At 57.4% G+C, this 20264-nt stretch carries 27 protein-coding genes; 7 read left to right on the top strand and 20 right to left on the bottom strand.

Annotated elements, in window-relative coordinates; translation table 11 throughout:
• Positions 1-24 precede the first annotated feature (24 nt).
• Positions 25-330 carry a sulfurtransferase TusA family protein gene (locus IEX10_RS12330; protein WP_308420707.1) on the top strand — a complete coding sequence of 102 codons (306 nt, stop codon included), beginning with the start codon at positions 25-27 and terminating at the stop codon, positions 328-330.
• Here IEX10_RS12330 and IEX10_RS12335 read toward each other — a convergent pair.
• Together IEX10_RS12335 and IEX10_RS12340 are read right to left on the bottom strand one after the other, a co-directional pair.
• Entirely contained in the window at positions 327-782 is a 456-nt protein-coding gene (locus IEX10_RS12335) for an Lrp/AsnC family transcriptional regulator (protein ID WP_188675659.1), read from the bottom strand. The two genes, IEX10_RS12330 and IEX10_RS12335, sit on opposite strands and share 4 nt — an antisense overlap.
• Positions 779-1240: an Lrp/AsnC family transcriptional regulator gene (locus IEX10_RS12340; RefSeq protein WP_188675662.1), complete on the bottom strand. Its 462-nt coding sequence runs from the start codon at positions 1238-1240 to the stop codon at positions 779-781. The genes IEX10_RS12335 and IEX10_RS12340 overlap by 4 nt, the downstream gene beginning before the upstream one ends.
• A gap of 130 nt (positions 1241-1370) precedes the next feature.
• Between IEX10_RS12340 and ilvC the strand changes: the two genes are divergently transcribed.
• The 4 genes from ilvC to IEX10_RS12360 all read left to right on the top strand — a co-directional run bounded on the left by ilvC (position 1371) and on the right by IEX10_RS12360 (position 5617).
• The gene (ilvC, locus tag IEX10_RS12345) at positions 1371-2393 is read left to right on the top strand and encodes a ketol-acid reductoisomerase (protein WP_188675664.1); all 1023 of its coding nucleotides are present in this window, start codon (positions 1371-1373) and stop codon (positions 2391-2393) included.
• A 153-nt stretch (positions 2394-2546) separates the two neighbouring features.
• The gene (locus tag IEX10_RS12350) at positions 2547-3464 is read left to right on the top strand and encodes a DMT family transporter (RefSeq protein WP_188675667.1); all 918 of its coding nucleotides are present in this window, start codon (positions 2547-2549) and stop codon (positions 3462-3464) included.
• A gap of 232 nt (positions 3465-3696) precedes the next feature.
• The gene (locus tag IEX10_RS12355) at positions 3697-4584 is read left to right on the top strand and encodes a LysR family transcriptional regulator (protein WP_188675671.1); all 888 of its coding nucleotides are present in this window, start codon (positions 3697-3699) and stop codon (positions 4582-4584) included.
• Positions 4585-4702: 118 nt separating this feature from the next.
• A complete protein-coding gene (locus IEX10_RS12360) occupies positions 4703-5617 on the top strand; it encodes a DMT family transporter (RefSeq protein WP_188675674.1) in 915 nt (304 codons plus the stop codon).
• Here IEX10_RS12360 and IEX10_RS12365 read toward each other — a convergent pair.
• Together IEX10_RS12365 and IEX10_RS12370 are read right to left on the bottom strand one after the other, a co-directional pair.
• A complete protein-coding gene (locus tag IEX10_RS12365; RefSeq protein ID WP_188675676.1) occupies positions 5614-6369 on the bottom strand; it encodes an FG-GAP repeat domain-containing protein in 756 nt (251 codons plus the stop codon). The two genes, IEX10_RS12360 and IEX10_RS12365, sit on opposite strands and share 4 nt — an antisense overlap.
• The gene (locus tag IEX10_RS12370) at positions 6366-6689 is read right to left on the bottom strand and encodes a 2Fe-2S iron-sulfur cluster-binding protein (RefSeq protein ID WP_188675679.1); all 324 of its coding nucleotides are present in this window, start codon (positions 6687-6689) and stop codon (positions 6366-6368) included. The genes IEX10_RS12365 and IEX10_RS12370 overlap by 4 nt, the downstream gene beginning before the upstream one ends.
• 130 nt (positions 6690-6819) lie before the next feature.
• Between IEX10_RS12370 and IEX10_RS12375 the strand changes: the two genes are divergently transcribed.
• Positions 6820-7200 (top strand): OB-fold nucleic acid binding domain-containing protein, encoded by a 381-nt coding sequence (locus IEX10_RS12375; protein ID WP_188675682.1) that lies wholly within the window; start codon positions 6820-6822, stop codon positions 7198-7200.
• Between the two features lie 61 nt (positions 7201-7261).
• Positions 7262-7813, top strand: coding sequence for a peptidoglycan-binding domain-containing protein (locus IEX10_RS12380; RefSeq protein WP_188675683.1), 552 nt, complete (start codon positions 7262-7264; stop codon positions 7811-7813).
• A gap of 65 nt (positions 7814-7878) precedes the next feature.
• Here IEX10_RS12380 and cysE read toward each other — a convergent pair whose 3' ends face one another.
• The 16 genes from cysE to IEX10_RS12460 all read right to left on the bottom strand — a co-directional run bounded on the left by cysE (position 7879) and on the right by IEX10_RS12460 (position 20246).
• Entirely contained in the window at positions 7879-8685 is an 807-nt protein-coding gene (gene cysE / locus IEX10_RS12385; protein ID WP_188675685.1) for a serine O-acetyltransferase, read from the bottom strand.
• A 130-nt stretch (positions 8686-8815) separates the two neighbouring features.
• Positions 8816-9115: a DUF7742 family protein gene (locus tag IEX10_RS12390; RefSeq protein WP_188675687.1), complete on the bottom strand. Its 300-nt coding sequence runs from the start codon at positions 9113-9115 to the stop codon at positions 8816-8818.
• A 17-nt stretch (positions 9116-9132) separates the two neighbouring features.
• Entirely contained in the window at positions 9133-13056 is a 3924-nt protein-coding gene (locus tag IEX10_RS12395) for a baseplate multidomain protein megatron (protein WP_188675689.1), read from the bottom strand.
• Positions 13056-13508 carry a C40 family peptidase gene (locus tag IEX10_RS12400; protein WP_229678536.1) on the bottom strand — a complete coding sequence of 151 codons (453 nt, stop codon included), beginning with the start codon at positions 13506-13508 and terminating at the stop codon, positions 13056-13058. The genes IEX10_RS12395 and IEX10_RS12400 overlap by 1 nt, the downstream gene beginning before the upstream one ends.
• Positions 13509-14396, bottom strand: coding sequence for a phage/gene transfer agent baseplate hub protein (locus IEX10_RS12405; protein WP_188675691.1), 888 nt, complete (start codon positions 14394-14396; stop codon positions 13509-13511).
• The gene (locus tag IEX10_RS12410) at positions 14396-15028 is read right to left on the bottom strand and encodes a DUF2460 domain-containing protein (RefSeq protein WP_188675693.1); all 633 of its coding nucleotides are present in this window, start codon (positions 15026-15028) and stop codon (positions 14396-14398) included. Before IEX10_RS12410 ends, IEX10_RS12405 begins: the two co-directional genes overlap by 1 nt.
• A gap of 11 nt (positions 15029-15039) precedes the next feature.
• A complete protein-coding gene (locus tag IEX10_RS12415; protein ID WP_188675694.1) occupies positions 15040-15705 on the bottom strand; it encodes an RcGTA-type gene transfer agent tail tape measure protein in 666 nt (221 codons plus the stop codon).
• 21 nt (positions 15706-15726) lie between these two features.
• Positions 15727-15906, bottom strand: a complete 180-nt coding sequence (locus IEX10_RS12420; RefSeq protein WP_308420708.1) for a rcc01693 family protein — start codon at positions 15904-15906, stop codon at positions 15727-15729.
• The gene (locus tag IEX10_RS12425) at positions 15899-16225 is read right to left on the bottom strand and encodes a gene transfer agent family protein (protein ID WP_188675695.1); all 327 of its coding nucleotides are present in this window, start codon (positions 16223-16225) and stop codon (positions 15899-15901) included. The genes IEX10_RS12420 and IEX10_RS12425 overlap by 8 nt, the downstream gene beginning before the upstream one ends.
• Positions 16225-16638 carry a phage major tail protein, TP901-1 family gene (locus tag IEX10_RS12430; protein ID WP_188675696.1) on the bottom strand — a complete coding sequence of 138 codons (414 nt, stop codon included), beginning with the start codon at positions 16636-16638 and terminating at the stop codon, positions 16225-16227. Before IEX10_RS12430 ends, IEX10_RS12425 begins: the two co-directional genes overlap by 1 nt.
• Positions 16639-16701: 63 nt before the next feature.
• The gene (locus tag IEX10_RS12435) at positions 16702-17112 is read right to left on the bottom strand and encodes a DUF3168 domain-containing protein (protein WP_188675697.1); all 411 of its coding nucleotides are present in this window, start codon (positions 17110-17112) and stop codon (positions 16702-16704) included.
• The gene (locus IEX10_RS12440) at positions 17109-17450 is read right to left on the bottom strand and encodes a head-tail adaptor protein (protein WP_188675698.1); all 342 of its coding nucleotides are present in this window, start codon (positions 17448-17450) and stop codon (positions 17109-17111) included. Before IEX10_RS12440 ends, IEX10_RS12435 begins: the two co-directional genes overlap by 4 nt.
• Positions 17451-18038 (bottom strand): head-tail connector protein, encoded by a 588-nt coding sequence (locus IEX10_RS12445; protein ID WP_188675700.1) that lies wholly within the window; start codon positions 18036-18038, stop codon positions 17451-17453.
• A gap of 147 nt (positions 18039-18185) precedes the next feature.
• Positions 18186-19385, bottom strand: a complete 1200-nt coding sequence (locus IEX10_RS12450; RefSeq protein ID WP_373287470.1) for a phage major capsid protein — start codon at positions 19383-19385, stop codon at positions 18186-18188.
• Positions 19386-19445: 60 nt separating this feature from the next.
• The gene (locus IEX10_RS12455) at positions 19446-20003 is read right to left on the bottom strand and encodes an HK97 family phage prohead protease (protein ID WP_188675702.1); all 558 of its coding nucleotides are present in this window, start codon (positions 20001-20003) and stop codon (positions 19446-19448) included.
• A gap of 33 nt (positions 20004-20036) precedes the next feature.
• Positions 20037-20246 (bottom strand): GTA head formation protein, RCAP_rcc01685 family, encoded by a 210-nt coding sequence (locus tag IEX10_RS12460; protein ID WP_229678537.1) that lies wholly within the window; start codon positions 20244-20246, stop codon positions 20037-20039.
• Between the last annotated feature and the right edge of the window lie 18 nt (positions 20247-20264).

Below are 20264 nucleotides of genomic sequence, written 5' to 3' on the forward strand. Positions count from 1 at the left end.
CCCTGCTCTACGCGAAGCGCAGGCTTGCGTCATCCATCATTTGATCACGCTTGCGTGGACTTTTGCAACAAAGCGGACTATCTGGCGGTTATGGAATTTGATGACCAACTAGATGCAACCGGATTGCTGTGTCCTTTGCCAGTGCTAAAGGCGCGAAAACGGCTGTTGGCGTTGCAATCGGGTCAGGTTTTGAAGGTCTGTGCGGATGATCCCGCCGCGGTGATCGACATGCCCCATTTTTGCGCCGAACAAGGGCATGACCTTGTCGCCAGCACAGAAGAGACCAGCGCCGCTGGCGCGATTCAGGTTTATTTCATCGCCAAAGGCTAAAGCAGTAACGGGCTGGTTTCCTCGCTTAGCAGGACATTGGAATCCACCGCGCCTGCCCCAGGTAACGTCATGATCCGGCGGCGCAGCACCCGTTCAAAATCGGCAATATCGCGGGCAACGACCTTTAAACGGTAATCATAAAGCCCCAAGACATGCTGAACCACTTGAACTTCGGGGATGGCGATAACGGCGCGTTCAAAATCCTCAACGCTGACGCGGCCCCGTGTGGCGAGCTTGATGCCAAGGAACACCGTCACACCAAAACCCAGCGCCTCTTGGTTCAGGCGGATACTGCGCCCGCTGATAACGCCACTGTCCTCCAGCTTGCGAATCCGGCGCCAGCAGGCGGGTTGGGACAGACCGACCCGTTTGGCCACCGCTGCTGCATTGAGCGATCCGTCTTTTTGAAGGCTGCGCAAAATCGCGCGGTCGGTATCATCCAGATCCATCATAGCGGCAAAATATCCGAGTTTTTGAGGTTGGAGATCAGCATCAGCGCCTCGATATCCGCGATATGGGGCAAGGCGAGCAAGCGAGTGCGGTAGATGTCTTGATAATGGGCCATATCCCGCGCGAGCACGTTCAGCCGCACGTCAACCCGTCCCAGAAACGTCTGAATTTCGTTGATTTCAGGTATTTTACGCGCCTCGGCGATAAAAACATCAAAGGCATTACTGTGGGTTTTGTCGAGCGTGATCCGCAAGGAGACCTCTACTTCATAGCCCAAAGCCTTTGGGTCAATCCGGATATCGCGCCCCAAGATGACACCTGCCGTTTCCAGCCGTTCTATCCGGCGCCAGCAGGACGCGGTGGTCAATCCGGCCTGCGCGGCAAGCTGCGACGTGCTGGCTGCAGGATCATGCTGCATCAGCCGCAGGAGTTTTCTGTCTGTGTCATCGATATCTTGCATGGATTATTCAATATCAACAACAATCGAGAATAACAATTACCTCATTTCAGGATTTTACCGACAAATCCGTCCCCCGTTTTGCCAAGAAATCCCTATTCTGCTGCCAGAACCGCAGTTTGAGGAGAAAATCATGCGTGTATATTACGATCGCGATTGCGACATTAACCTGATCAAGGACATGAAAGTCGCTATTCTGGGCTACGGCTCTCAGGGGCACGCCCACGCGTTGAACCTGCGCGATTCCGGTGCGAAGAACCTTGTTGTTGCGCTGCGTGAAGGCTCTGCATCTGCTGCGAAAGCTGAAGGCGAAGGCCTGAAAGTTATGGGCATTGCCGAAGCTGCGGCTTGGTGTGACCTGATCATGTTCACAATGCCCGATGAATTGCAGGCTGAAACATACAAGAAATACGTCCACGACAACCTCAAAGACGGCGCAGCGATCGCTTTTGCACACGGTCTGAACGTACACTTCGGCTTGATCGAACCTAAAGCTGGCGTTGACGTGATCATGATGGCGCCAAAAGGTCCTGGCCACACAGTGCGCGGCGAATTCACCAAAGGCGGCGGTGTTCCCTGTCTGGTCGCTGTTGACCAAAACGCATCCGGCAAGGCGCTGGAAATCGGCCTGTCCTATTGTTCCGCAATCGGTGGCGGACGCTCCGGCATCATCGAAACAAACTTCCGCGAAGAATGCGAAACCGATCTGTTCGGTGAACAAGCTGTTCTGTGTGGCGGTATCGTTGAACTGATCCGCATGGGTTTTGAAACACTGGTAGAAGCCGGTTACGAGCCAGAAATGGCCTACTTCGAGTGTCTGCACGAAACCAAACTGATCGTGGACCTGATCTATGAAGGCGGCATCGCCAACATGAACTACTCCATCTCCAACACTGCAGAGTATGGCGAGTATGTTTCCGGCCCGCGCATCCTGCCATACGCTGAAACAAAGCAGCGCATGAAAGACGTTCTGACAGACATCCAGTCTGGCAAATTCGTGCGCGACTTCATGCTGGAAAACGCTGTTGGTCAACCATCCTTTAAAGCGACACGTCGTATCAACGACGAGCATCAGATCGAACAAGTTGGCGAAACCCTGCGCGGCATGATGCCGTGGATTTCTGCTGGTAAGATGGTTGATAAAGCCAAAAACTAAACGCGGGATTAACGTGTTTGGAATAAACGGGAAGGGCATCGCAAGCGGTGCCCTTTTTGCCTTTTGGGTCCACCCGAATAGATTAAAGACACCTTTAGACAGTTATTAGCAACGCATTCACAATGCACCAGCACGTCCTTTACATGGAATAACATGACCCCTTCCCCGCAGAACCCCGGCCTGATCAACTGGCTGTCCATCATTGCCCTTGGCGCCATTTGGGGCGGTGCCTTTCTGTCTACAAAACTGGCGCTTGACGGGTTTGGCCCGTGGTGGGTTGCCTCTGGGCGTGTGGGGATCGCTGCGGTGGCGATTACGATTCTTGGCACGCTGATGGGTCAGGGATTGCATCAGATCAAAGGGATGCGGAACTGGCTGTTTATCATTGCATTCGGGCTAACCTCGGTTGCGGCCGGCATGGCGTTGCTGGCTTTCGGGCAGCAATATGTGCCATCGGCCTTTGCTGGAATTTCTATGGGCGCTGTTCCGTTGCTGATCCTGCCGCTCGCTGCGGTATTTTCCAAAGAGGAAGGCATCGGGCCGAGACGGATTGCGGGATTTGTCGTCGGGTTTATCGGGCTGATTGTATTGATGGGTCCGAAAGCCTTGTCGTCAACGGGCCGTGATCTGGAGACTTTGGGCCAACTGGCGTGTGTTGGGACCGCTGCGATGTATGCAATCGGGTCCATAATCACGCGGCGCAGCCCGCCCATGCCTCAGCTTGCGTTTGCGGCTGCTACTCTTTGGGTCGGAACCATCGTGTTGGTTCCTATTGCCATCGTGCTAGAGGGCGTACCCCAAAGCCTTGCGACACCCGCCGGTTATGCCCTGCTTTACGCGGCCCTGATCCCCACAGCTGTCGGGGCTGTGATGCGCGTGCGTATCATCAAGTCCGCCGGTTCAGTATTTATGAGCCTGACCAGCTATATGGTTCCGCTCTGGTCCGTAGCCTTCGGGGCTTTGTTGCTCGGCGAGACAATAACCCTGTCGATGTATCTGGGCATGGGGTTGGTTCTTGGGGGAATCGCGATCAGCCAGAGCCGCGCTTTGATTGCATTTTGGAGAAAATAGCCCTCCCGTGGGAGGAGGATACGGGAGGGCCACTTAGAACAAACGACATCCGGGAGGAGGTGGATGCGTTTGTATTCTGCATTCTATTTCAGCGTTGCGAAGGTCGGTGCCTCCATTTTATGCTGCGCCGCAGAAATCTCTGCTGCAATGCAGTAATATCGTGGGACATCTGACAAAACAACACTAGATGTTGTCACAACGGGTTTGCCATTTTGGAAACAGGTCAAGAGACATGGATACGGCAGGATTAATGGTGGTTTTCGCGAAAGTTGTCGACAGCGGCAGCTTTTCAGGGGCTGCGCGCAGCTTGGGGCGGACGCCTTCTTCGGTCAGCAAACAGATCAGCCAGCTGGAAGACCGGATGCACACGCGATTGCTCCACCGCACGAAAGACGGCATTCTGCTGACGGACACGGGGCGGGATTTCTATGCGAAATGCGCCGAGATCGCTGCACTGGTCCGCGATGCTACCGAGGAGGTGGATGAGGCCGAAGGACAACCCCGCGGTTTGTTGAAAGTCATCAGTTCGGTCGCATTCGGCAAAGCCCGCCTGATCCCCCTGATGCCGGAGTTTCTGGACCTTTACCCAGAGGTGTCGCTGCAACTGGAACTGTCAGATCGCAGTGCTGACATAGAAGCAGAGGATCTCGACGCTGCGGTGCGTTTTGCAGAGCAGATGGACAATCCAAACGTGATCGCGCGGCGGATCTTTACCAACGAGCGAATGATCTGTGCATCGCGCGAGTATCTTGACCACTACGGGATGCCGGAAACGCTGGAACAACTGGCCCAGCACAACTGTCTGCAAGTCACCAAAATCCGGCGACGCAACACGTGGGAAATGATTGGACCCGATGGGCCGGAGAAGATTGAGGTGACGGGTAATTTCTTTGGCAACTCCGCCGATGTGATCTACCGCGCCACGCTCAACGGGTTGGGGGTCTCGCGGCTGTCGACTTTTATCGTGGATAAGGATCTGGAAACGGGCCGTCTGGTGCGGGTTTTGCCGGATTACGTACAGCCCCACGCGGATGTCGCGGTGATTTACGCGGAAAAACGGAATCTGGCGCCAAAGATCAGGGTTTTCGTGGACTTCCTGTCAGAGAAGCTGTCCCGATAGGGATATGTCGGGAATGAGTATTTCGGGATCATTGAAGCTGTTTTCTACAGGAGTACAAAAAGGGATGCGCCCGGAGGATTAGGGCGTTATGTGGTAGTCTTAATTTAAGGATATTGCCATGACAGCCCCTCACTCCCGCGGCCTTTTGAATTGGAGCCTTCTGCTGCTGTTGGGCATGATCTGGGGCGCTTCCTTTATGGGGTCCAAATTTGCGCTTTCCGGGTTCGGGCCATTTACGGTTGCTGCGCTGCGGATCGCGCTCGGGGCGGTTGCGCTGACGGTGATGATCTATGCGCTGGGGCGGACGTTGCCTGCGTGGTCGGGGCCGAACGGAAAACGGATCTGGCTGCATTGTCTGGGTATGGCGTTGTTTTCAAACGCAATTCCCTTCACCCTGCTAAGCTGGGGGCAACTGCGGGTGACGTCAGGGTTTGCGGGGATCACCATGGCAGTCGTGCCATTGCTGGTTCTGCCGCTCGCATTTCTGTTGGTGCCCGGAGAGCAGATGAGCCTGCGTAAAATCATCGGGTTTTGTGTTGGTTTCGCAGGAACAATTGTGCTGATCGGGATTGACGCGCTGAGCCTGTCAGGTGCTGATCTGGAAGGGATTGCGCGGCTTGCCTGTGTCGCGGCTGCGAGCTGTTATGCGATCGGGTCTATCATCACACGCCTTTGTCCGCCCGTGTCGAACATGGGGTTTGCGGCTGGCGCCCTTCTGCTGGCCAGCGGCATCATGGTGCCTTTGGCCTTCTTGATTGAAGGGGTGCCACATGCGCCAACTGGTGAGGCGATCTGGGGTGTCCTATATCTTGGAGTGTTTCCGACAGCACTGGCAACAATCATGCTGGTGACTGTGATTAACTCTGCCGGGCCCAGCTTTCTGTCGATGGTGAATTACCAGGTTCCGGTCTGGGCCGTTGTCTTTGGCGTATTGTTGCTGGGCGAGCCCCTGCCCGGCCAGTTCCTATGGGCCTTGGGATTGATCCTGCTGGGACTTGCCATCAGCCAAGTCCGCTTTCGCAGAATTGTTTAGCAGCGCGACAAGGCGGCTTTGACGGCGTCAGGGGAATAAGGGCCGAGGGTCTGGCGCACAAACGCGCCGGACTGGTGGTAAACGACAACAACCCAAGCCCGTCCTCCATCGGCCAGGACTATCTCGGGGCGACCGTCACAATAGCGCAATCCGCCTTCGATGGTTTCTTCACCGATGCTGTGATTTGTCAGGTCGGGCACGGTGGCAACTTCGTGTAGATTACCGTCGCGATAGCTCCAGATTTGCAGACCTTTAAAGAGATGCGGACGATCTACGTAAGCCAGATCTATCGCTCCATCGCCGTTGAAATCGGCGATTCCTACGGGTGCCAGCCAGCGGTATCGTGTGCCGATATAAGGCGTTGCAGTCCGCTTGCCTGCCGGCCCGTAAATCGCGAGTTGTGCGCCTTTTCGAGGATGGGATTGAACCACGACAACTTCGGGAACATCGTCGCCGTCCAGATCGGCAAGCCGCGGGGCGACATCCTCAAACACTTCGGATCGCAGTTGGATTTCGTAACTGCTTGCGGGATCTGAGGCGGTAACCGTAAGGCGGCTCCATTCCAGATTATCGCCGAGCACGCCATGCGGGTACCTGTCAGTCGGCCCCGAATAGCGGGCTGTAGTGCCCGAAAAGCAATCGACCTGTCCGGATTGGCAGAACCGCTGTGCCTGCGGGCTTTGATCTTGTCCGAAAACAGGAAGGCCGCCCAAGAGGACGGCCATTGCGGTAATTGTCGATCGAAGGATCAAATCTGCTTCTCTGGCATCTGGACAACCAGCCCGTCCAGTTCATCGGTCACTTTCAACTGGCAGGTCAGACGGGAGCGGTCCGCATCCGGTTCCCACGCGAAGTCCAGCATATCTTCTTCCATCGCATCCTTGGGCGGCAGTTTGTCTGTCCAAGCACCGTCAACGTAAACGTGACAGGTGGAACAGGCACAAGCCCCGCCGCAATCCGCCTCGATGCCCGGAATGTTGTTGTCGCGCGCGCCTTCCATGACGGTCAGGCCGTTTGCCACGTCAACTTCGTGTTTCGTCCCGTTATGTTCAACGTATGTGATCTTGGCCATGCTATCAGTCCCTTGGCTGGTCAGAGTCTTTCGCAGCCTTTTGTATCAGCGAAAGATTTGAGGACCAGTGCTTTTCACATCTCCACGCGGTTTATTGCGCGCGTCGACTAAATGTTCTATATTTGTTCTTATGCGCAAATCCAATCTCTGGCCCCGACCACCCCATGCCCTGCCCCATAACCGCCTGAAAGAGCCTCCTCAAGGCGCGTTGATCTGTGTGGCGGGGCTGGTTCTGGTGCGTCAAAGGCCTGGGACAGCTAAGGGCGTCATTTTCATAACCCTCGAAGATGAAACAGGAATTTGCAATGTCATCGTCTGGCAGAATGTCTACCAACGCTTCCGCCGTGCCGTGGTTGCGGGCCGGCTTTTGCGTGTAACGGGCAAAATCCAGCGCGAGGGGAAAGTGGTGCATGTGATTGCCCAGCATATTGAAGACATCTCTGGCCTGCTGGACCGACTGACGGGGCCCGACGACATCACCGCAACAAAAGCCGCCGAAAACCGGGGCTGAGTCACAAAACGCTTGTCTTAATGGTCGACCCGTTTAATTTCCAACAAAAACGAGACCGCAGATGGCACACCGCAGGCATATTCTTTCTTTGACCACGCTGGCCATGTTGTCCTGTGCCACCGTCGCGCAAGGCGGACAGATCGTGTCCAGACTGACCCATCCCGATCATGCCAAACTGCCTAAAAATGCCGGACCCACCGACTGTTTCGGGCATGAATTTACGCCCGCAGTGATAGAGACCGTCACCGAGAAGATACCGCTCAAACCTGCCCGTCTGGCGGTTGATCTGGAAACCGGTAAAACCACAATCATTCGCAAGGCCACATTCAAAACGATGACCATGCAGCGGATCGTTACCCCCCGAAGCGAGCAATGGTTTCCGGCGGTGTGTCCTCATAAATATACGGAAAATTTTGTGCAAAGTCTGCAACGCGCGCTTAAAGCACGGGGATTCTATTCCGGTACTTTGACAGGCTGGATGGATGAAGAAACCAAAATTGCGGTCAAACTATACCAGCGCAAACTAAACCTAGACTCTGGGATTGTCGCCAAAACAACGGCAGAAGAATTCGGACTGGTCTCTCATAGTGACTTTGATGGCATAAAAAATTAGGCGCCACCCAATTGCGGAAGCGCCTAACATTATAACAACACTTTCAATATGTTGCATTGCGAAGCTTACTGATAATTCAGCAATTGATCCATTGACTGCGATGGCTGTGAACAACCGGCCTCTCCGACAATCTTGGCCGGAACCCCGGCAACTGTCTTGCAGGGCGGAATTTCCTGAAGCACCACAGAACCCGCTGCGATCCGGCTGCAATACCCGATGCGAATATTGCCAAGCACTTTGGCACCGGCCCCGATCAACACGCCGTTTTCGATCTTGGGATGCCGGTCACCATCCGCTTTGCCCGTACCGCCAAGCGTCACGGAATGCAGCATAGAAACATTGTCCCCGACCACAGCCGTTTCGCCAATCACGATCGAATGGGCGTGATCAATCATGATCCCACGTCCAACAACCGCGCCCGGATGAATATCCACTCCGAACACCTCGGATGACCGCATCTGGAAGAACTGGGCCATTCCGTGGCGGTTGTTCATCCACAACCAATGGGCCACGCGGTAAACCTGAACCGCCTGAAATCCTTTAAAGAAAAGGATCGGCTGTATCAGTCGATGGCAGGCAGGGTCCCGTTCAAAAACCGCTGTCAGGTCCGCACGCGCCGCCTCTCCCAAGGTGGGATCGCTGGCGTAAGCCTCGTCAATCAGTTCGCGCAGGATCTGCGTCGGCATCTCGTCAGACGAAATCTTCAGCGCCATGCGATAGCTGAGAACTTTTTCAAGGGAGTTGTGGTGCAGCACGCCGGAATGGACAAGACCGCCGAGAATTGGTTCTTCCTCGACCATTTGCGCTGCATCGGTGCGGATACGGGACCAAACCGGGTCAAGTTCCGCGATTTTCTGGGCATTTTGTGTCATTTTTTGATCTCGCGTAAAAGCTGGTTACTTCAGACCTACGCGACATTCCCGCCAAATACAATTTTGGATTTGTGATGGAGGTCATCACAATATCGGGTGTTTTAACAACTTCGCCCTGTGTCCATACGGTTTAACCGCTGTTGGCGAGTCCGGCGCGGAACGCCAAAACGGTTTCCAAAGCACGGATCAAACAGTCCCCGTAATCAGGGTCATCCAATCGCCGCTCTTGCGCTTTGGGGACCGACTGGCAACAGGACTGTAGCGTCCCGTTGCCATAGAGTGGATGCGCGCGGCCTTTGCATTTCCGATACCGGTCCGCACGCGCCGTAAAGGCCACGATACGCCTCGCAGCGCATTTACGCTGCGCGCTCGGAAGAGCCAGCAGACAGCAGGCTAGCGCGACAATGTCCTGATGCAACACAGCCCGCATAACATCCTCCTGATCCGTTAAATCTGCACAGTTAAGGTCGAGATTGCCCCGACACCGAATTTCTCGGACACCTGCGCAACTTGGACGAACACCTCACTTGAAACCCCGTCCTCAACCTGCATCGCAGCGGAGTAACCCCATTCGGCGGTCTCAACCAATTCGCTGCGAACAACCTCCGAACCACTAAGAATTTCAACGCGGTAAAGCTCCTGTGCCTCTCCCAAGGACACGTCGAGCCCTTCCCAACTGTCCCCGTCGATTCGTGTACGCCTGATCCAGCTTACATGGATGGTATCCGAACTGTCCCGCATCCCTTGCAGATGCACCGGAGACAGGGGCCGCAGCGCCACCAAATCAAAGCTCTCGGTCCGCGTAGCATAGGTCGGATCTCCGACAGGCTTACCAGTCGGCCCACTTCGGTAGTATTTCTCGATCCCGCGATCCGCTTCCCGATGCTGCAGCTGGTCGGGTATCCGGTCCAGAAACACCAGTTCGGACCCTTGCGGCCAAACGTCCGGCATCTCGGCATCGCTGCCCAACTGCCCCCGCAACAAACCGCGCAAAATATAACTGCCGTCGGTTTGTAGCTCAGCGTCGCGGTATTGGAACAACTCCCACCCCACCGCCGCTCCCGTCCCGATTGCGACACCGTTCGAACCGTTCAGCACGTCCAACGCGCTACGTCCGTCCAAGGCACCGCTTGAAATCTTTACCCGAACCGAATTCACCTCATCCCAAAGCCCCACAGGCCCGCAGGGAAGATCTGTCAATGTCCGCCCGATCCTTGCGGGCGTTTCAATCACGGTATCAAGCACATAGCCTTCATCGCTTGCAGATTTGAACACCGCCACACTGTCCGGCCAAGGCGCCCCTGCAGCCACCACGTAAGGCGCGGTAGACTCCTGATCGGCCTCAAGTATCGGCAAATCCAGAAAGCGCAGCACGACACCCCGCGTTGGTTGAAGCACCGAAACCATCCCGATGGTGGAACTTGCGTCTTTCTGTTTATAAACAGACTGTTCAACCCGCACCGCCTCTACTTCGCGCGCGCCCTGCTCTGCGATCCGCTCAATTCTGTAGGTCCCAACCGTTCCCCCATCCTCAAGTTTGATGACATCACCTGCAACCAGCCCCAGCACACTTGGCGGTAAGGACAGCTTTATTTCATCCTGCGCCACCCGCGCCGACACCAGCCAGCGGCTCGCCAGATTGGCCCCCGCACCCGGCCGCAGCGCGACAGGAAGCGACACATGGGACGTGGAGCGGCTGATATCATCCGACAGAATAAATTCGGACGTGGCAGTCTGGTAATCCCGCGTTTCATCCCAGAACGAAACCCGCACACGCCCCGCAGTTTCAGCCTCCGGCGCACGGGTTTTAGCGATGACCGAAGCCCCCCCCACCACCACGAGATCTGAGGGCACCGCAGTGAAAGCAATCTGCTCGCTCCGGTTTTTAAAGCCCAGCTTACCGTCGACTTCAGCGCAAGAAAAATCATACGCCAGCATCAGGGGCTGCAAGCTCTGCCGTCCTGTCTCTACCGAGGTCATGGCAAAGCCGATAGTCGACCCGTAAAGCTCTGATACATCAATGTTTTGCTGTCCTGAAATTTCGCAGACTTCAGACACAATCGCCCCCAACGACTGATCCGAAAACCGCCCCGTGATCCAATGCCCGCGCCCGTGATTGTCACCATCGCTCCACACATCCAGCCGGTTCGGAAAATCCGGCCAGGGCCGCGCGTCCCATGCCCAGACATGGCTGTTCACAATATCCACCATCGGCCCGAAATACACGTCCGACACGGGGTTATTACCGGCCTCCAGCCAATGCCCGTAGGTGGCGCGCAAGTACTGTGCCTGCATCAAAGTATCGACTGCCCCGTCCGAATAATACGGCAACGCGGATTCTGATGATTTCGGATCGAAAAACACATTCGGCTGGTTCGCTCCCTTGTCCACCGCAGGACATCCCAGTTCGGTAAAGCGGATCGGCTTGGATTTGCGCTGCCAGTTTGTCGGAACGCTCTGCCGGACACCGCCCAAACGGTTGTAATGCTCCTTGCTCCACCAACTGACCAAATCCTTGTAGCGGAACACCCAAGGCTCTCCGTAAGTGCCATCCGTTATCGGAATGCGGTCCTGCGCGTCCCGCCCAGCCGCATCGGCATAATACCAGTCAAACCCCTCACCACCCGCTACATTCTTGCGCAGATAGTCCACGGAATAGATGGAGCCCTCGCCCTCATCCAGATGACCCAATTCATCCCGCCAATCCGCCAGCGGCATGTAATTATCGATCCCGATATAGTCGATCTCTGCCTGCGCCCAAAGCGGATCAAGGTGGAATAATACATCCCCCGATCCGTCAGCCGGATGATAGCCGAAGTACTCCGACCAATCCGCTGCATAGCCGATCTTGACCTCAGCCCCCAACACCGCCCGCACATCCTGTGCCAGCTGCTGCAAGGCCAGCACAGCGGGAAAACTGTTCACACCATCCCTGATCCGCGTCAAGCCGCGCATTTCCGAACCAATGTTGAAGGCCTCGACCCCGCCCGCCGCAAGACACAGATGGGCGTAATGCAGAATAAACCGGCGATAACTCCACTCCGCAGGGCCGCTGTAATTCACAGCCCCTTCGACGACAGAAAAATCCGAAACAGCCGCAGTCCCGAAGAAGGCAGCAACCTCCGCCTCTGCCGCTGGTGTTTTGTCACTGGTGCCGTCCTGACCAGCCGCTTTCGCCGTCGTAATCCGTCCGCGCCAAGGCATCACAGGCTGGTCAGGATCATCGGAATATGGATCAGGCAACCCGTTCCCATCCTGAACATCCATCAGGATAAAAGGGTAGAAAACAACACTCTGCCCAACTTCTTTCATGTGTTCGATCGCTTCCAACACCGCCCCGTCCGCAGGCGTCCCACCATAGGCAGGCCGCCCCCCGTCAAAACTGACCAGACTGGCTGCCGAACGGGGCACGCCAGAGACCACCCAAGGCATCGGATCGCCGTCCACCTCCGTCTGCTCCACACGGGGCGTCAGGCTACAAGACCCGCACCTCAGGTCATCTCCGAACCAGCTCACCACGAGCGAAACAGAAGCGATATTCGGCACGTCCTGCGCCAGATCCTCCAGCGCATGTACCAGATCGGTGTCCCCCCGCGGAGAGTTCACATTGGCAAAAGCCCCGTCCCCGAAATCGCCCGGATATTCCACTGGCGTCACCGCCAGCGAATACTCCCCCGTACCCGGTATCAGACAAACACCGGTAATATCCCGCGACGGATCATCCAGCGTTGCGTGTTCAGGCTGTGCCTTGCGAAACACCTCGAAGTTAAACTGGGGAATCCGGTTTCCGAACGGCCCGAGATCAAGGTCTTCAAACACAATATACGCCGTCCCGCGATAGCTTGGCGCATTCTCAAGCCCCTCAATCGCCGCAATGGTCGGATCAGGCGCCTGCGTTTCATCTCCGCGATAAAACGCAATCGACAGACCATCGCGGCTGACCTCCTGCCCGTCCGCCCAAATCCGTCCGATTTTATCCACAACGCCTTCGCCCAGCGCAAACGCAACATTGACCGTATAGGAATAAGCCTTCGTCGTTACCTTAGCCCCGCCTGAACCCTTGCCACCGCCCGATGTTTGCGTGTTCACATGTTCCTCAAACCGGCTCGCCCAGATCAGATGCCCCGCAATCCGCGCGCGTCCCATGACCCGTGGCACAGCCGCGCCCTCGCTCACCCCTTGCAGACGGAAACTCTCCAAACGTCCGGTCTCGACCACCTGACTGCCAGAGCCGAGGATTTTCTGGTCGATTACCCCGCCAAGGCTTGCCCCGACAGCCTTGCCAATCGCCGCCCCCGTTAAACCCAGCACAGTGCCCCCGAAAGTGCCACCGATCGCAGCACCCGCTGCTGATAACAATATCGTCGCCATTAGCCCCTCCTCTCGGGAAATTCGAATTGCGCTACGATCCGACGGGACCAAGCGCGCGTCAGAGGCGTTTCAACCACCCCCTTGCCACTGTAGGCATGTAAAACCGTTGGCAGACCCGCCTTGGCTGGCCCCAGAAAACCCAGATGCTTGGCCACTCCACGCCGACGCATCCGGAACAACACCACATCGCCAGCCCGTGCAGGACAGACAGGCACAGCCACCAAATGCCGCCGCGCCACGCGCCACAACCGTTCCTGCCCCGAAGGTTCCGACCAATCCGCAGTGTAGGCAGGAACAGCTTCAGGCTCCGCCCCAAGCACCTCTCGCCACACACCACGCAGCAGCCCCAGACAATCCGCGCCCTGCCCCTTCACACTGCATTGATGGCGATAAGGCGTGCCGATCCAGCTCCGCGCCGCGTCGAGGATTTTTTCTCGCATTTCAGGTGTCATTTAAGCGCGCCGCGCGCCGTCCATCGGACGTCCCGCAATCGGATAGGTCAGGCTGAAATCCTCACCCGGCATATGGGGAAAACCGCGAAAGTTGAAGAAGTTACCGAATTTCTCCTGACAGGTGCCCGCCTGCTTGTCGCATCCTGCATGCAACCGTATCCGATCGCCGTTCCCAATCGGAAAACGTGTCTCTTCCCACAGCTCCACCACATGGACCGGCCCGCGGCGGTAATCGACCTTTACCAACCCCTCGGCCCCTTCGTTCGGCCCGCTCAGCCATGTGACCTTCCCTTGCGCGAACCAGTCTTCCTCAAACGTGCTCAGATGTTTCAACTCAATCACCCGCCGACCCTTAGAGGTATCCACAGCGTCCTCCGCCACTAATCCCTCGGCAAACAAATCCACACCGCATTTCACGTCCCCGAGCAGCCTGTCACACTGGCGCAGATACGTCCGACCGACGGGTTTGTTCAAAGCCTCGCTCAACCCGCGCAACTCTGCCTCGAAAGCACCGTTCCCCCGACGCACCTCCCCAATGGTGCCGCGAAACTGAAGAATGGTCTGTTCGGGCTGCTGCCAGTTCACCAACCAGTGGAACACTTCAGCCCCGTCAAACCGCCCCGTTTCTATGTCAAGATCACTGATCCCCAGCGAACTCAGCGCCCCTACAGCCTGCGAGTTATCCACCGCCAGTCCAGTAGAGCTCTCCACCGCGCTCGCATCCATCCCCGAGGATGCCTCACACAACACCCCCTCAATCATCAAATCCGTGTCGTGATCGGTAAACCCGAACACGCGCCCGTCCCTGCGCCGCACAACCCAAGCCCGACACAGCGTTGTCGCACCACCGTTCAGATGCTTTTGCATCACCTCGCCGATCGTTCGCATCAGACCCGCACCTCCACCACAGGGACACTTGGGACTGATCCGGCGGCAAAGCTGGCCATGCTCATCTCCAAACGATCCGTGTCAAATCGCACCGGCACATCAAAGGCAAACCCCGCCGTCACCAGCGCAGCTTCTGGCGGCGCTTCGTAAAAGCTGATTACACCGGTCGCATAATTCACATCATAATGTTCGCCTTCAAACACTTCCGCACCACCAACCCCGACAGACACAGTGCCCTGAACCGGCTTGGAAATTGCGCGGCAATAGGTGGTCTCCCCAGACCTGTAAGTTTTGCACAGCGCAATGTCCGAGCTCACACTATCCCCCACCGCAATCTCCTGATCCGCAAACACAGGCTCCCGAGAGGCCAGACAACTTTTGAAATCCGTCCAGTCCTTCCAGCGAAACCCGAACAACCGCCCCCGCCGCGCTTCAAAGAACGCGATTACAGCCTCCAGATCATCGGTAGAGCGCATGGCAACCCCCGCATCATACCGACGCCGCGCATGGGCCCACGGGCTGTTACGCTCCTCATAGCCGCTGTTAAGCGTCACGATCTCGGTGCGCCGCTCCGGCCCGCCGGTTGACCCGAAAGACAATCCGGCCGGAAATCTGACTTCATGAAAGTTCAAGATGTGTACTCCTACTGATTCCGGTTGCCACGGGCGATGGCCCGACTGATCCCTGCTGCCACTTGGGTCTGGGACCGTGTGAAACTCTCGGCGTCCGGTGTTGTGATATTCATCGTGACGCTTACCGCATTGCCCCCTCCGGCCCCTTCAACGCCCAGCCGCCCGTCCGCCCCGCGGCGCAGCGGCATAATCGCCTCCGGTCCTGCCTCTCCCATCAATCCCATTCCACCGCGCATAGGAAAGACAGTCGGCCCTCCCACAACACCGCCTTTGGCAAAGGCCGTCGCTCGCCCCCCGACAAAAGCGTTCCCGTTCGCGCTTGGAAAAATACTGCCAAGGATTGAATTGACGCCCCCGCTCAGCGCCCCCCCGATGGCATCTGTCACAGGCGACATCGCCTGACTAAACGTGCTGCGGATCATCCGCTGCGCCAGCGACTCCAGCACATCGGAAAACTTTGCCCCCTCAAGGATCACATCCCCGAAAGCCCCTCGCAGCCCTTTAGACAAAGAAGACGACAACCCCCGCGCCTCCTTCTCCGCCACCGAGATACTCGTCTGCATCCCGTTCAACTCCTGCTGGAAAACAGCCGACATTTGCGCCGTGGCAGAAATATTGCTCTCCAGAGACTCCAGCTGGTTTTCCAGCGTCTCCAGATCAGATCCATAATCACTCATGCTTGGTCCTTTCTGTTGGTCTTACGTGTCAGGAAATTGCACGCAGAGCGCATCAAGCCGCGCACGGCTCAGCCCCGGCGTCACCCCCGGCGCCACACCCGCCATCATCATCAACTCCACCGGCGTCAGCGCCCAGAACTGGTCTGGCAACAGGCGCAACTGACCCAGCCCCAGCGCCATTAATCCCGCCCAGTCAATCATCCGCAGGCTCCGGCAAGGTAAAGGTCAGCCGCAACAACAACCCCGCCGCCCGCGCAGCCCCCATCGCGCCGCCGGAAATCTCGGCCTGCCGCAAATCAGTCTCGCTACCCTCCCAGCCGGCGCCCGTTAATCCGGCCCACAAAAGCGCGATAAGGTCGTCCGCTTTGAACGCCCCCCGCTCGAACCGTTCAATCAGCGGCAACACCCCCTCAGCCCCCAGACGCGCCTCTAGTTTAGCCAACGCACCAAGGCTCAACCGCATCACGCGCTCGACACCATCAACCGTCAGCACCACCTCTCCGCGATAAGGGTTCCCCATCAGATCGCCGAAAAAGCCAGCGCACCAGCCGAAGCAAAGGCCATCTCATAGGTCGCCTCCCCGTCAAACTGCCCCGCATACTCAAGCGAGGTAATCTGAAACGCGCCCTCAACGATCCCGAAATCCGGTATCACCACCTGAAAATCCGGTATCTGCCCGTCAAAGAAAATCTGCCGCGCCCGCTCGTCCGTGCTGTCATCGCGAAACACACCGGAACCGCTAATGCTCGCGGTTTTCACGCCGCCACCCGCCAACAACTCGCGCCAGCCCCCCGTGCTGTCCAGCGCAGTCACATCAACCGTTTCTGTATTAAATGAGATACGCGACGCACGAAGACCCGCCAGAGTCTCAAAACTGCCCGCATTATCCATATCCACTTTAATCAGCAGATCTTTCCCGTTCTGTGCCGTCATCAATCTCTCCTAATTTCTGTAATTTTGTTACTGCAATGTTTTCTGAAATCGACCCAACGCCGTTCAGCTGTCTTCCACGAAGGCGCGAAACTTCAGACGTATCTGCCGCTGTTCCGGACTGCCTTCCCGCACAGCGCGCGCCGCCCGAAAAGACAGCGAAACCAAATGCCCCCGCGCCAGAACAATGTCCGCACCGATCACCGCATCACACACCGCCGCCGCCACCTGCTTTGCTCCGGCAAATCCCGCCGACGAAGACACCACGCGAACGTCCAGATCGTGCAAGGCCGCCCCCGCCGACCCGCTGGAACGATCCCGCGCCTGCTCATCCCCGAGCATGACATACAGATCCGGTATTGCCCCGCTTGGCGGCGCATCAAACACGTTGCCTCCGACCAGCCCTGTCAACACCGCATCTCCAGTCAGCGCCAGATACACCCCCTGCTGAAGCGCATGAGAAACCGCATAAGTCACGTCAGCACCTCCTCACGGGTCCAGCACAGCAGATACAATCCGGCACTGTCATGTTCCGCCACCGATTCAATTCCATAAATCCGGCTCCCTTCGACAAATCGCTGCCCCGGCATCGGTCGCTGCGGATCACCTTGCGGTGCGCCGCGCACAATGATCCTGTGCCGCTCCAGCGCTGTCGTCCCGGCGGAGACCTCAGTTACTCGCACACTGCGCATCTGCACGTCCGCCCAAACCTCTCCCAAGGCCACCCAGTCCCGTTCAAATCCGCCCGCACCGTCGGAAATCCGCTGCCGCCGCTCCAGCGTCAGCTGCCGGTTCAACTCCACGGTCCGCCCCATCTATGCGCCCCCCAACAACCGCACCTTGCGGAAGCGCTCCAGCAGGGACAGGATCGCAGTCGGCAAACTCGCCCCCTCACGGCTCGCGCGGTGCTCGTAGAATTCCGCCGCTAACAGCAAAACAGCCCGCGCCAGATCAGGCGGCACATCGCTCCAGACAGGGCCATATCCGGCTGTAAAAGAAATCTCCGCACTGCCCCCATCCGGAATAACCGCCAGTGCCAGCCCAACTGCCACCAAAGCAGGGTTCTGACTGTCCCGTTCCAAATGATAGGTTTCCGGCGGCATGACGGTCTCACCACCCGCCCTGTCCACCAACGTCAGCGTATCTACCGATTGCACAGGGCGCACCGGCAACACCTGCCGGTCATAGTGCCGCCAAGCGGTCAGCGCCCAGTTGAAAGACTTCTCCAGCAGCACCAGCCCTGTCCGGCCTTCCACCGCACTAATCGCTGCACGCAGATAGGCTTCTAGCAAGTCGTCCTGCTCCGCCCCGCTAGAAAACCCAGTCCCCAGCCGCAAATGCTCCTTCAGCAATGCCAAAGGCAGCGATCCGCTCGGAACGCTTGAAAGTTCAGTCAAAATCATAAGCGTATTCTCCCAATACGGATCAAATTTAATAAATTGATGTGTGCGGGCCGGCTGGACGGAGGACAGCAGAACCGCCCCGCAACACATCAGGAACAACGAAGCGAACCCCGTTGTACCATCCCTGAAAGGGATCCTGTTAACCGCTTAAGACGCGGCGAATTTCAGCAGTTTGATGGCCGCAAAGTCGCTGACATCCCCGCCAACCCGCTTGGTGGCGTAAAACAGCACATGAGGCTTGGCGCTAAACGGATCGCGCAAAATCCGCAGGTCCGGCCGCTCTGCCACGGTATAACCCGCAGCAAAGTCCCCAAACGCAACGGCGTTGGCCCCGCTGGAAATATCCGGCATATCCTCGGCCACGAGCACCGCATACCCCATCAGACGCGCAGGCTCCCCCGCGGCCAAACCATCAGACCACAGGAACCGCCCGTCCGCGTCCTTCATCTTGCGCACGGCACCAGCCGTCTTGGAATTCATCACAAAAGTCGCATTGGCGCGGTATCGCGCACCCAGCGAATAGACCAGATCAACAATCGCATCTGCGGGATCGACCGCCGCAAAATCCCCATCCGCACCGGTCGCGACATAGCCAAGATCACCCCAGCTCCAACTGTCGTTCGCTACTGTCGTATAGGTCAGAAACCCCGTTGGCTTGTCCACACCGTCGCCCGACACAAAGGCCACCCCTTCCGCACGGGAAAACTTGTCCGCAATCCGCGTCGCCAGCCAGCCTTCAACGTCAAACGCACTGTCATCCAGCAACCGCTGAGACGCCTTTGGCAGCGCCGACAATTCATGCAGCGGGATAGAAATCCGCTCCACCTGCGGCGTCGAAGTCTCTGAGGCCGAACCGGTCTCACTCGCCCATCCCGCGCCAAGTTCGGTGTGATCCACCAGCACATCATAGGCCGTGGACTCCACCGCCACCACATTGGCAATCGCGCGGATAGACGCTGTGGCATGCAAAACACCCGCAATCTGATCCGCCGTCTGGGGATCAACCAGATAGCCCCCGTCCCCCGACACCGCCGTCGAGAGCGCTTTTTCTTCTACATCCAGCGCGCGCATCCCATCGTCATCGCCACTGCGCAGATACGCTGCAAACGCCTTCTTATGGGGCACCTCAACCTCTGCCACGGCAGACAATACAGGGCGCCGCGCGCCAGTGTTCTTGCGTTCCAGCATGTTCAATCTCTTTTCCTGTTCCTGAAGTCGGTTTTTCAAATCGCTATTCACCTTGGTTACGTCCTGCAAAAAATCATCCATCGCCGCCTTCACCTGAACAGAAGGCATAGATTTCGCCTCCTGCGGTGCATCCGGCATGGGGGTGGTTGATGTGCTCATGATCAATCCTGTGCTGTTGATAAAACTGTCGTTGAAAAATTCGGTAAACGCCGGCGTCCGTCAGTCTGACAGCTGCGCCTTTGCGGCCTGAAGGGTGGCTATCAGCTCCTGCGCCAGCGCATCATCCGCCTTGGCGCCCTGTCCGATCCGCGCCTCTGGAAGCATCGGGAACGTTACCAATGACACCTCCCAAAGATCGAGTTCGTGCAACAATCTTGCGTCACCTGCGGATTTCTCGGCCCGAATTGTTCGATATCCGATAGACAAACCCTCAATCGCGCCCGCTTTGATCAGCGCCAAAGCTTCGGCCCCGGCCTGAACCTCCGCCAGAATGCGCCCCTTGACGAATAACCCCTTGTCGTCCTCGCGCACCTCTTCCCAGACCCCGATCGGACGGCCCGGATCATGCTGCCAGAGCATCTTCACCCGCCGTCCATCCAGCGACATCGCTTTCAGACTGCGCCCGTAAGCACCCTTCTGGACCACATCACCGCCCTGATCCGAAGCGCCAAACACCGATGCATAGCCCGAGATTTCGCTCCCCTCCGACACATCAATGCCCGCCTCAAACCGACAAAACTTCCTCTCAAGTGCGCAAGCGCCCTCTCCATATCCCATACCCGTTTCCTTAATTTGCGATGCCAGAGGGCATCAAACCTGCTGCGTCACATCCAGAAGCACCAGTATCCCGCGCGTCAGAACAAACCCGACCACGCCGTAAACCGCCAACCAGATCCGCCGCTCCAACCGTTCCAACGCGCTCTCGATCATCTCAAGCCGCCGCTCCAGCGCGATCCAGCGTTCATCCGTCACCTGCCGGTGGGTTTCCAGTTTCGCAGCCGCCTCGAATGGCTCATACAAATATCGCGACCCGACGCC

Origin of the sequence: Neptunicoccus cionae (assembly GCF_014643735.1) — a bacterium.
Lineage (GTDB): Bacteria > Pseudomonadota > Alphaproteobacteria > Rhodobacterales > Rhodobacteraceae > Amylibacter > Amylibacter cionae.

Excerpts from the sequence above, each read along its gene's own strand:
- IEX10_RS12445 (WP_188675700.1), bottom strand. The coding sequence starts at position 18,038 with ATGATTTTGACTGAACTTTCAAGCGTTCCGAGCGGATCGCTGCCTTTG.
- cysE (WP_188675685.1), bottom strand. The coding sequence starts at position 8,685 with ATGACACAAAATGCCCAGAAAATCGCGGAACTTGACCCGGTTTGGTCC.
- IEX10_RS12415 (WP_188675694.1), bottom strand. The coding sequence starts at position 15,705 with ATGAGTGATTATGGATCTGATCTGGAGACGCTGGAAAACCAGCTGGAG.
- IEX10_RS12440 (WP_188675698.1), bottom strand. The coding sequence starts at position 17,450 with ATGGGGCGGACCGTGGAGTTGAACCGGCAGCTGACGCTGGAGCGGCGG.
- IEX10_RS12380 (WP_188675683.1), top strand. The coding sequence starts at position 7,262 with ATGGCACACCGCAGGCATATTCTTTCTTTGACCACGCTGGCCATGTTG.
- IEX10_RS12390 (WP_188675687.1), bottom strand. The coding sequence starts at position 9,115 with ATGCGGGCTGTGTTGCATCAGGACATTGTCGCGCTAGCCTGCTGTCTG.
- ilvC (WP_188675664.1), top strand. The coding sequence starts at position 1,371 with ATGCGTGTATATTACGATCGCGATTGCGACATTAACCTGATCAAGGAC.
- IEX10_RS12420 (WP_308420708.1), bottom strand. The coding sequence starts at position 15,906 with ATGATTGACTGGGCGGGATTAATGGCGCTGGGGCTGGGTCAGTTGCGC.
- IEX10_RS12335 (WP_188675659.1), bottom strand. The coding sequence starts at position 782 with ATGATGGATCTGGATGATACCGACCGCGCGATTTTGCGCAGCCTTCAA.
- IEX10_RS12370 (WP_188675679.1), bottom strand. The coding sequence starts at position 6,689 with ATGGCCAAGATCACATACGTTGAACATAACGGGACGAAACACGAAGTT.
- IEX10_RS12360 (WP_188675674.1), top strand. The coding sequence starts at position 4,703 with ATGACAGCCCCTCACTCCCGCGGCCTTTTGAATTGGAGCCTTCTGCTG.
- IEX10_RS12405 (WP_188675691.1), bottom strand. The coding sequence starts at position 14,396 with ATGCGAACGATCGGCGAGGTGATGCAAAAGCATCTGAACGGTGGTGCG.
- IEX10_RS12355 (WP_188675671.1), top strand. The coding sequence starts at position 3,697 with ATGGATACGGCAGGATTAATGGTGGTTTTCGCGAAAGTTGTCGACAGC.
- IEX10_RS12430 (WP_188675696.1), bottom strand. The coding sequence starts at position 16,638 with ATGACGGCACAGAACGGGAAAGATCTGCTGATTAAAGTGGATATGGAT.
- IEX10_RS12400 (WP_229678536.1), bottom strand. The coding sequence starts at position 13,508 with ATGACACCTGAAATGCGAGAAAAAATCCTCGACGCGGCGCGGAGCTGG.
- IEX10_RS12340 (WP_188675662.1), bottom strand. The coding sequence starts at position 1,240 with ATGCAAGATATCGATGACACAGACAGAAAACTCCTGCGGCTGATGCAG.
- IEX10_RS12395 (WP_188675689.1), bottom strand. The coding sequence starts at position 13,056 with ATGGCGACGATATTGTTATCAGCAGCGGGTGCTGCGATCGGTGGCACT.
- IEX10_RS12425 (WP_188675695.1), bottom strand. The coding sequence starts at position 16,225 with ATGGGGAACCCTTATCGCGGAGAGGTGGTGCTGACGGTTGATGGTGTC.
- IEX10_RS12375 (WP_188675682.1), top strand. The coding sequence starts at position 6,820 with ATGCGCAAATCCAATCTCTGGCCCCGACCACCCCATGCCCTGCCCCAT.
- IEX10_RS12350 (WP_188675667.1), top strand. The coding sequence starts at position 2,547 with ATGACCCCTTCCCCGCAGAACCCCGGCCTGATCAACTGGCTGTCCATC.
- IEX10_RS12450 (WP_373287470.1), bottom strand. The coding sequence starts at position 19,385 with ATGAGCACATCAACCACCCCCATGCCGGATGCACCGCAGGAGGCGAAA.
- IEX10_RS12455 (WP_188675702.1), bottom strand. The coding sequence starts at position 20,003 with ATGGGATATGGAGAGGGCGCTTGCGCACTTGAGAGGAAGTTTTGTCGG.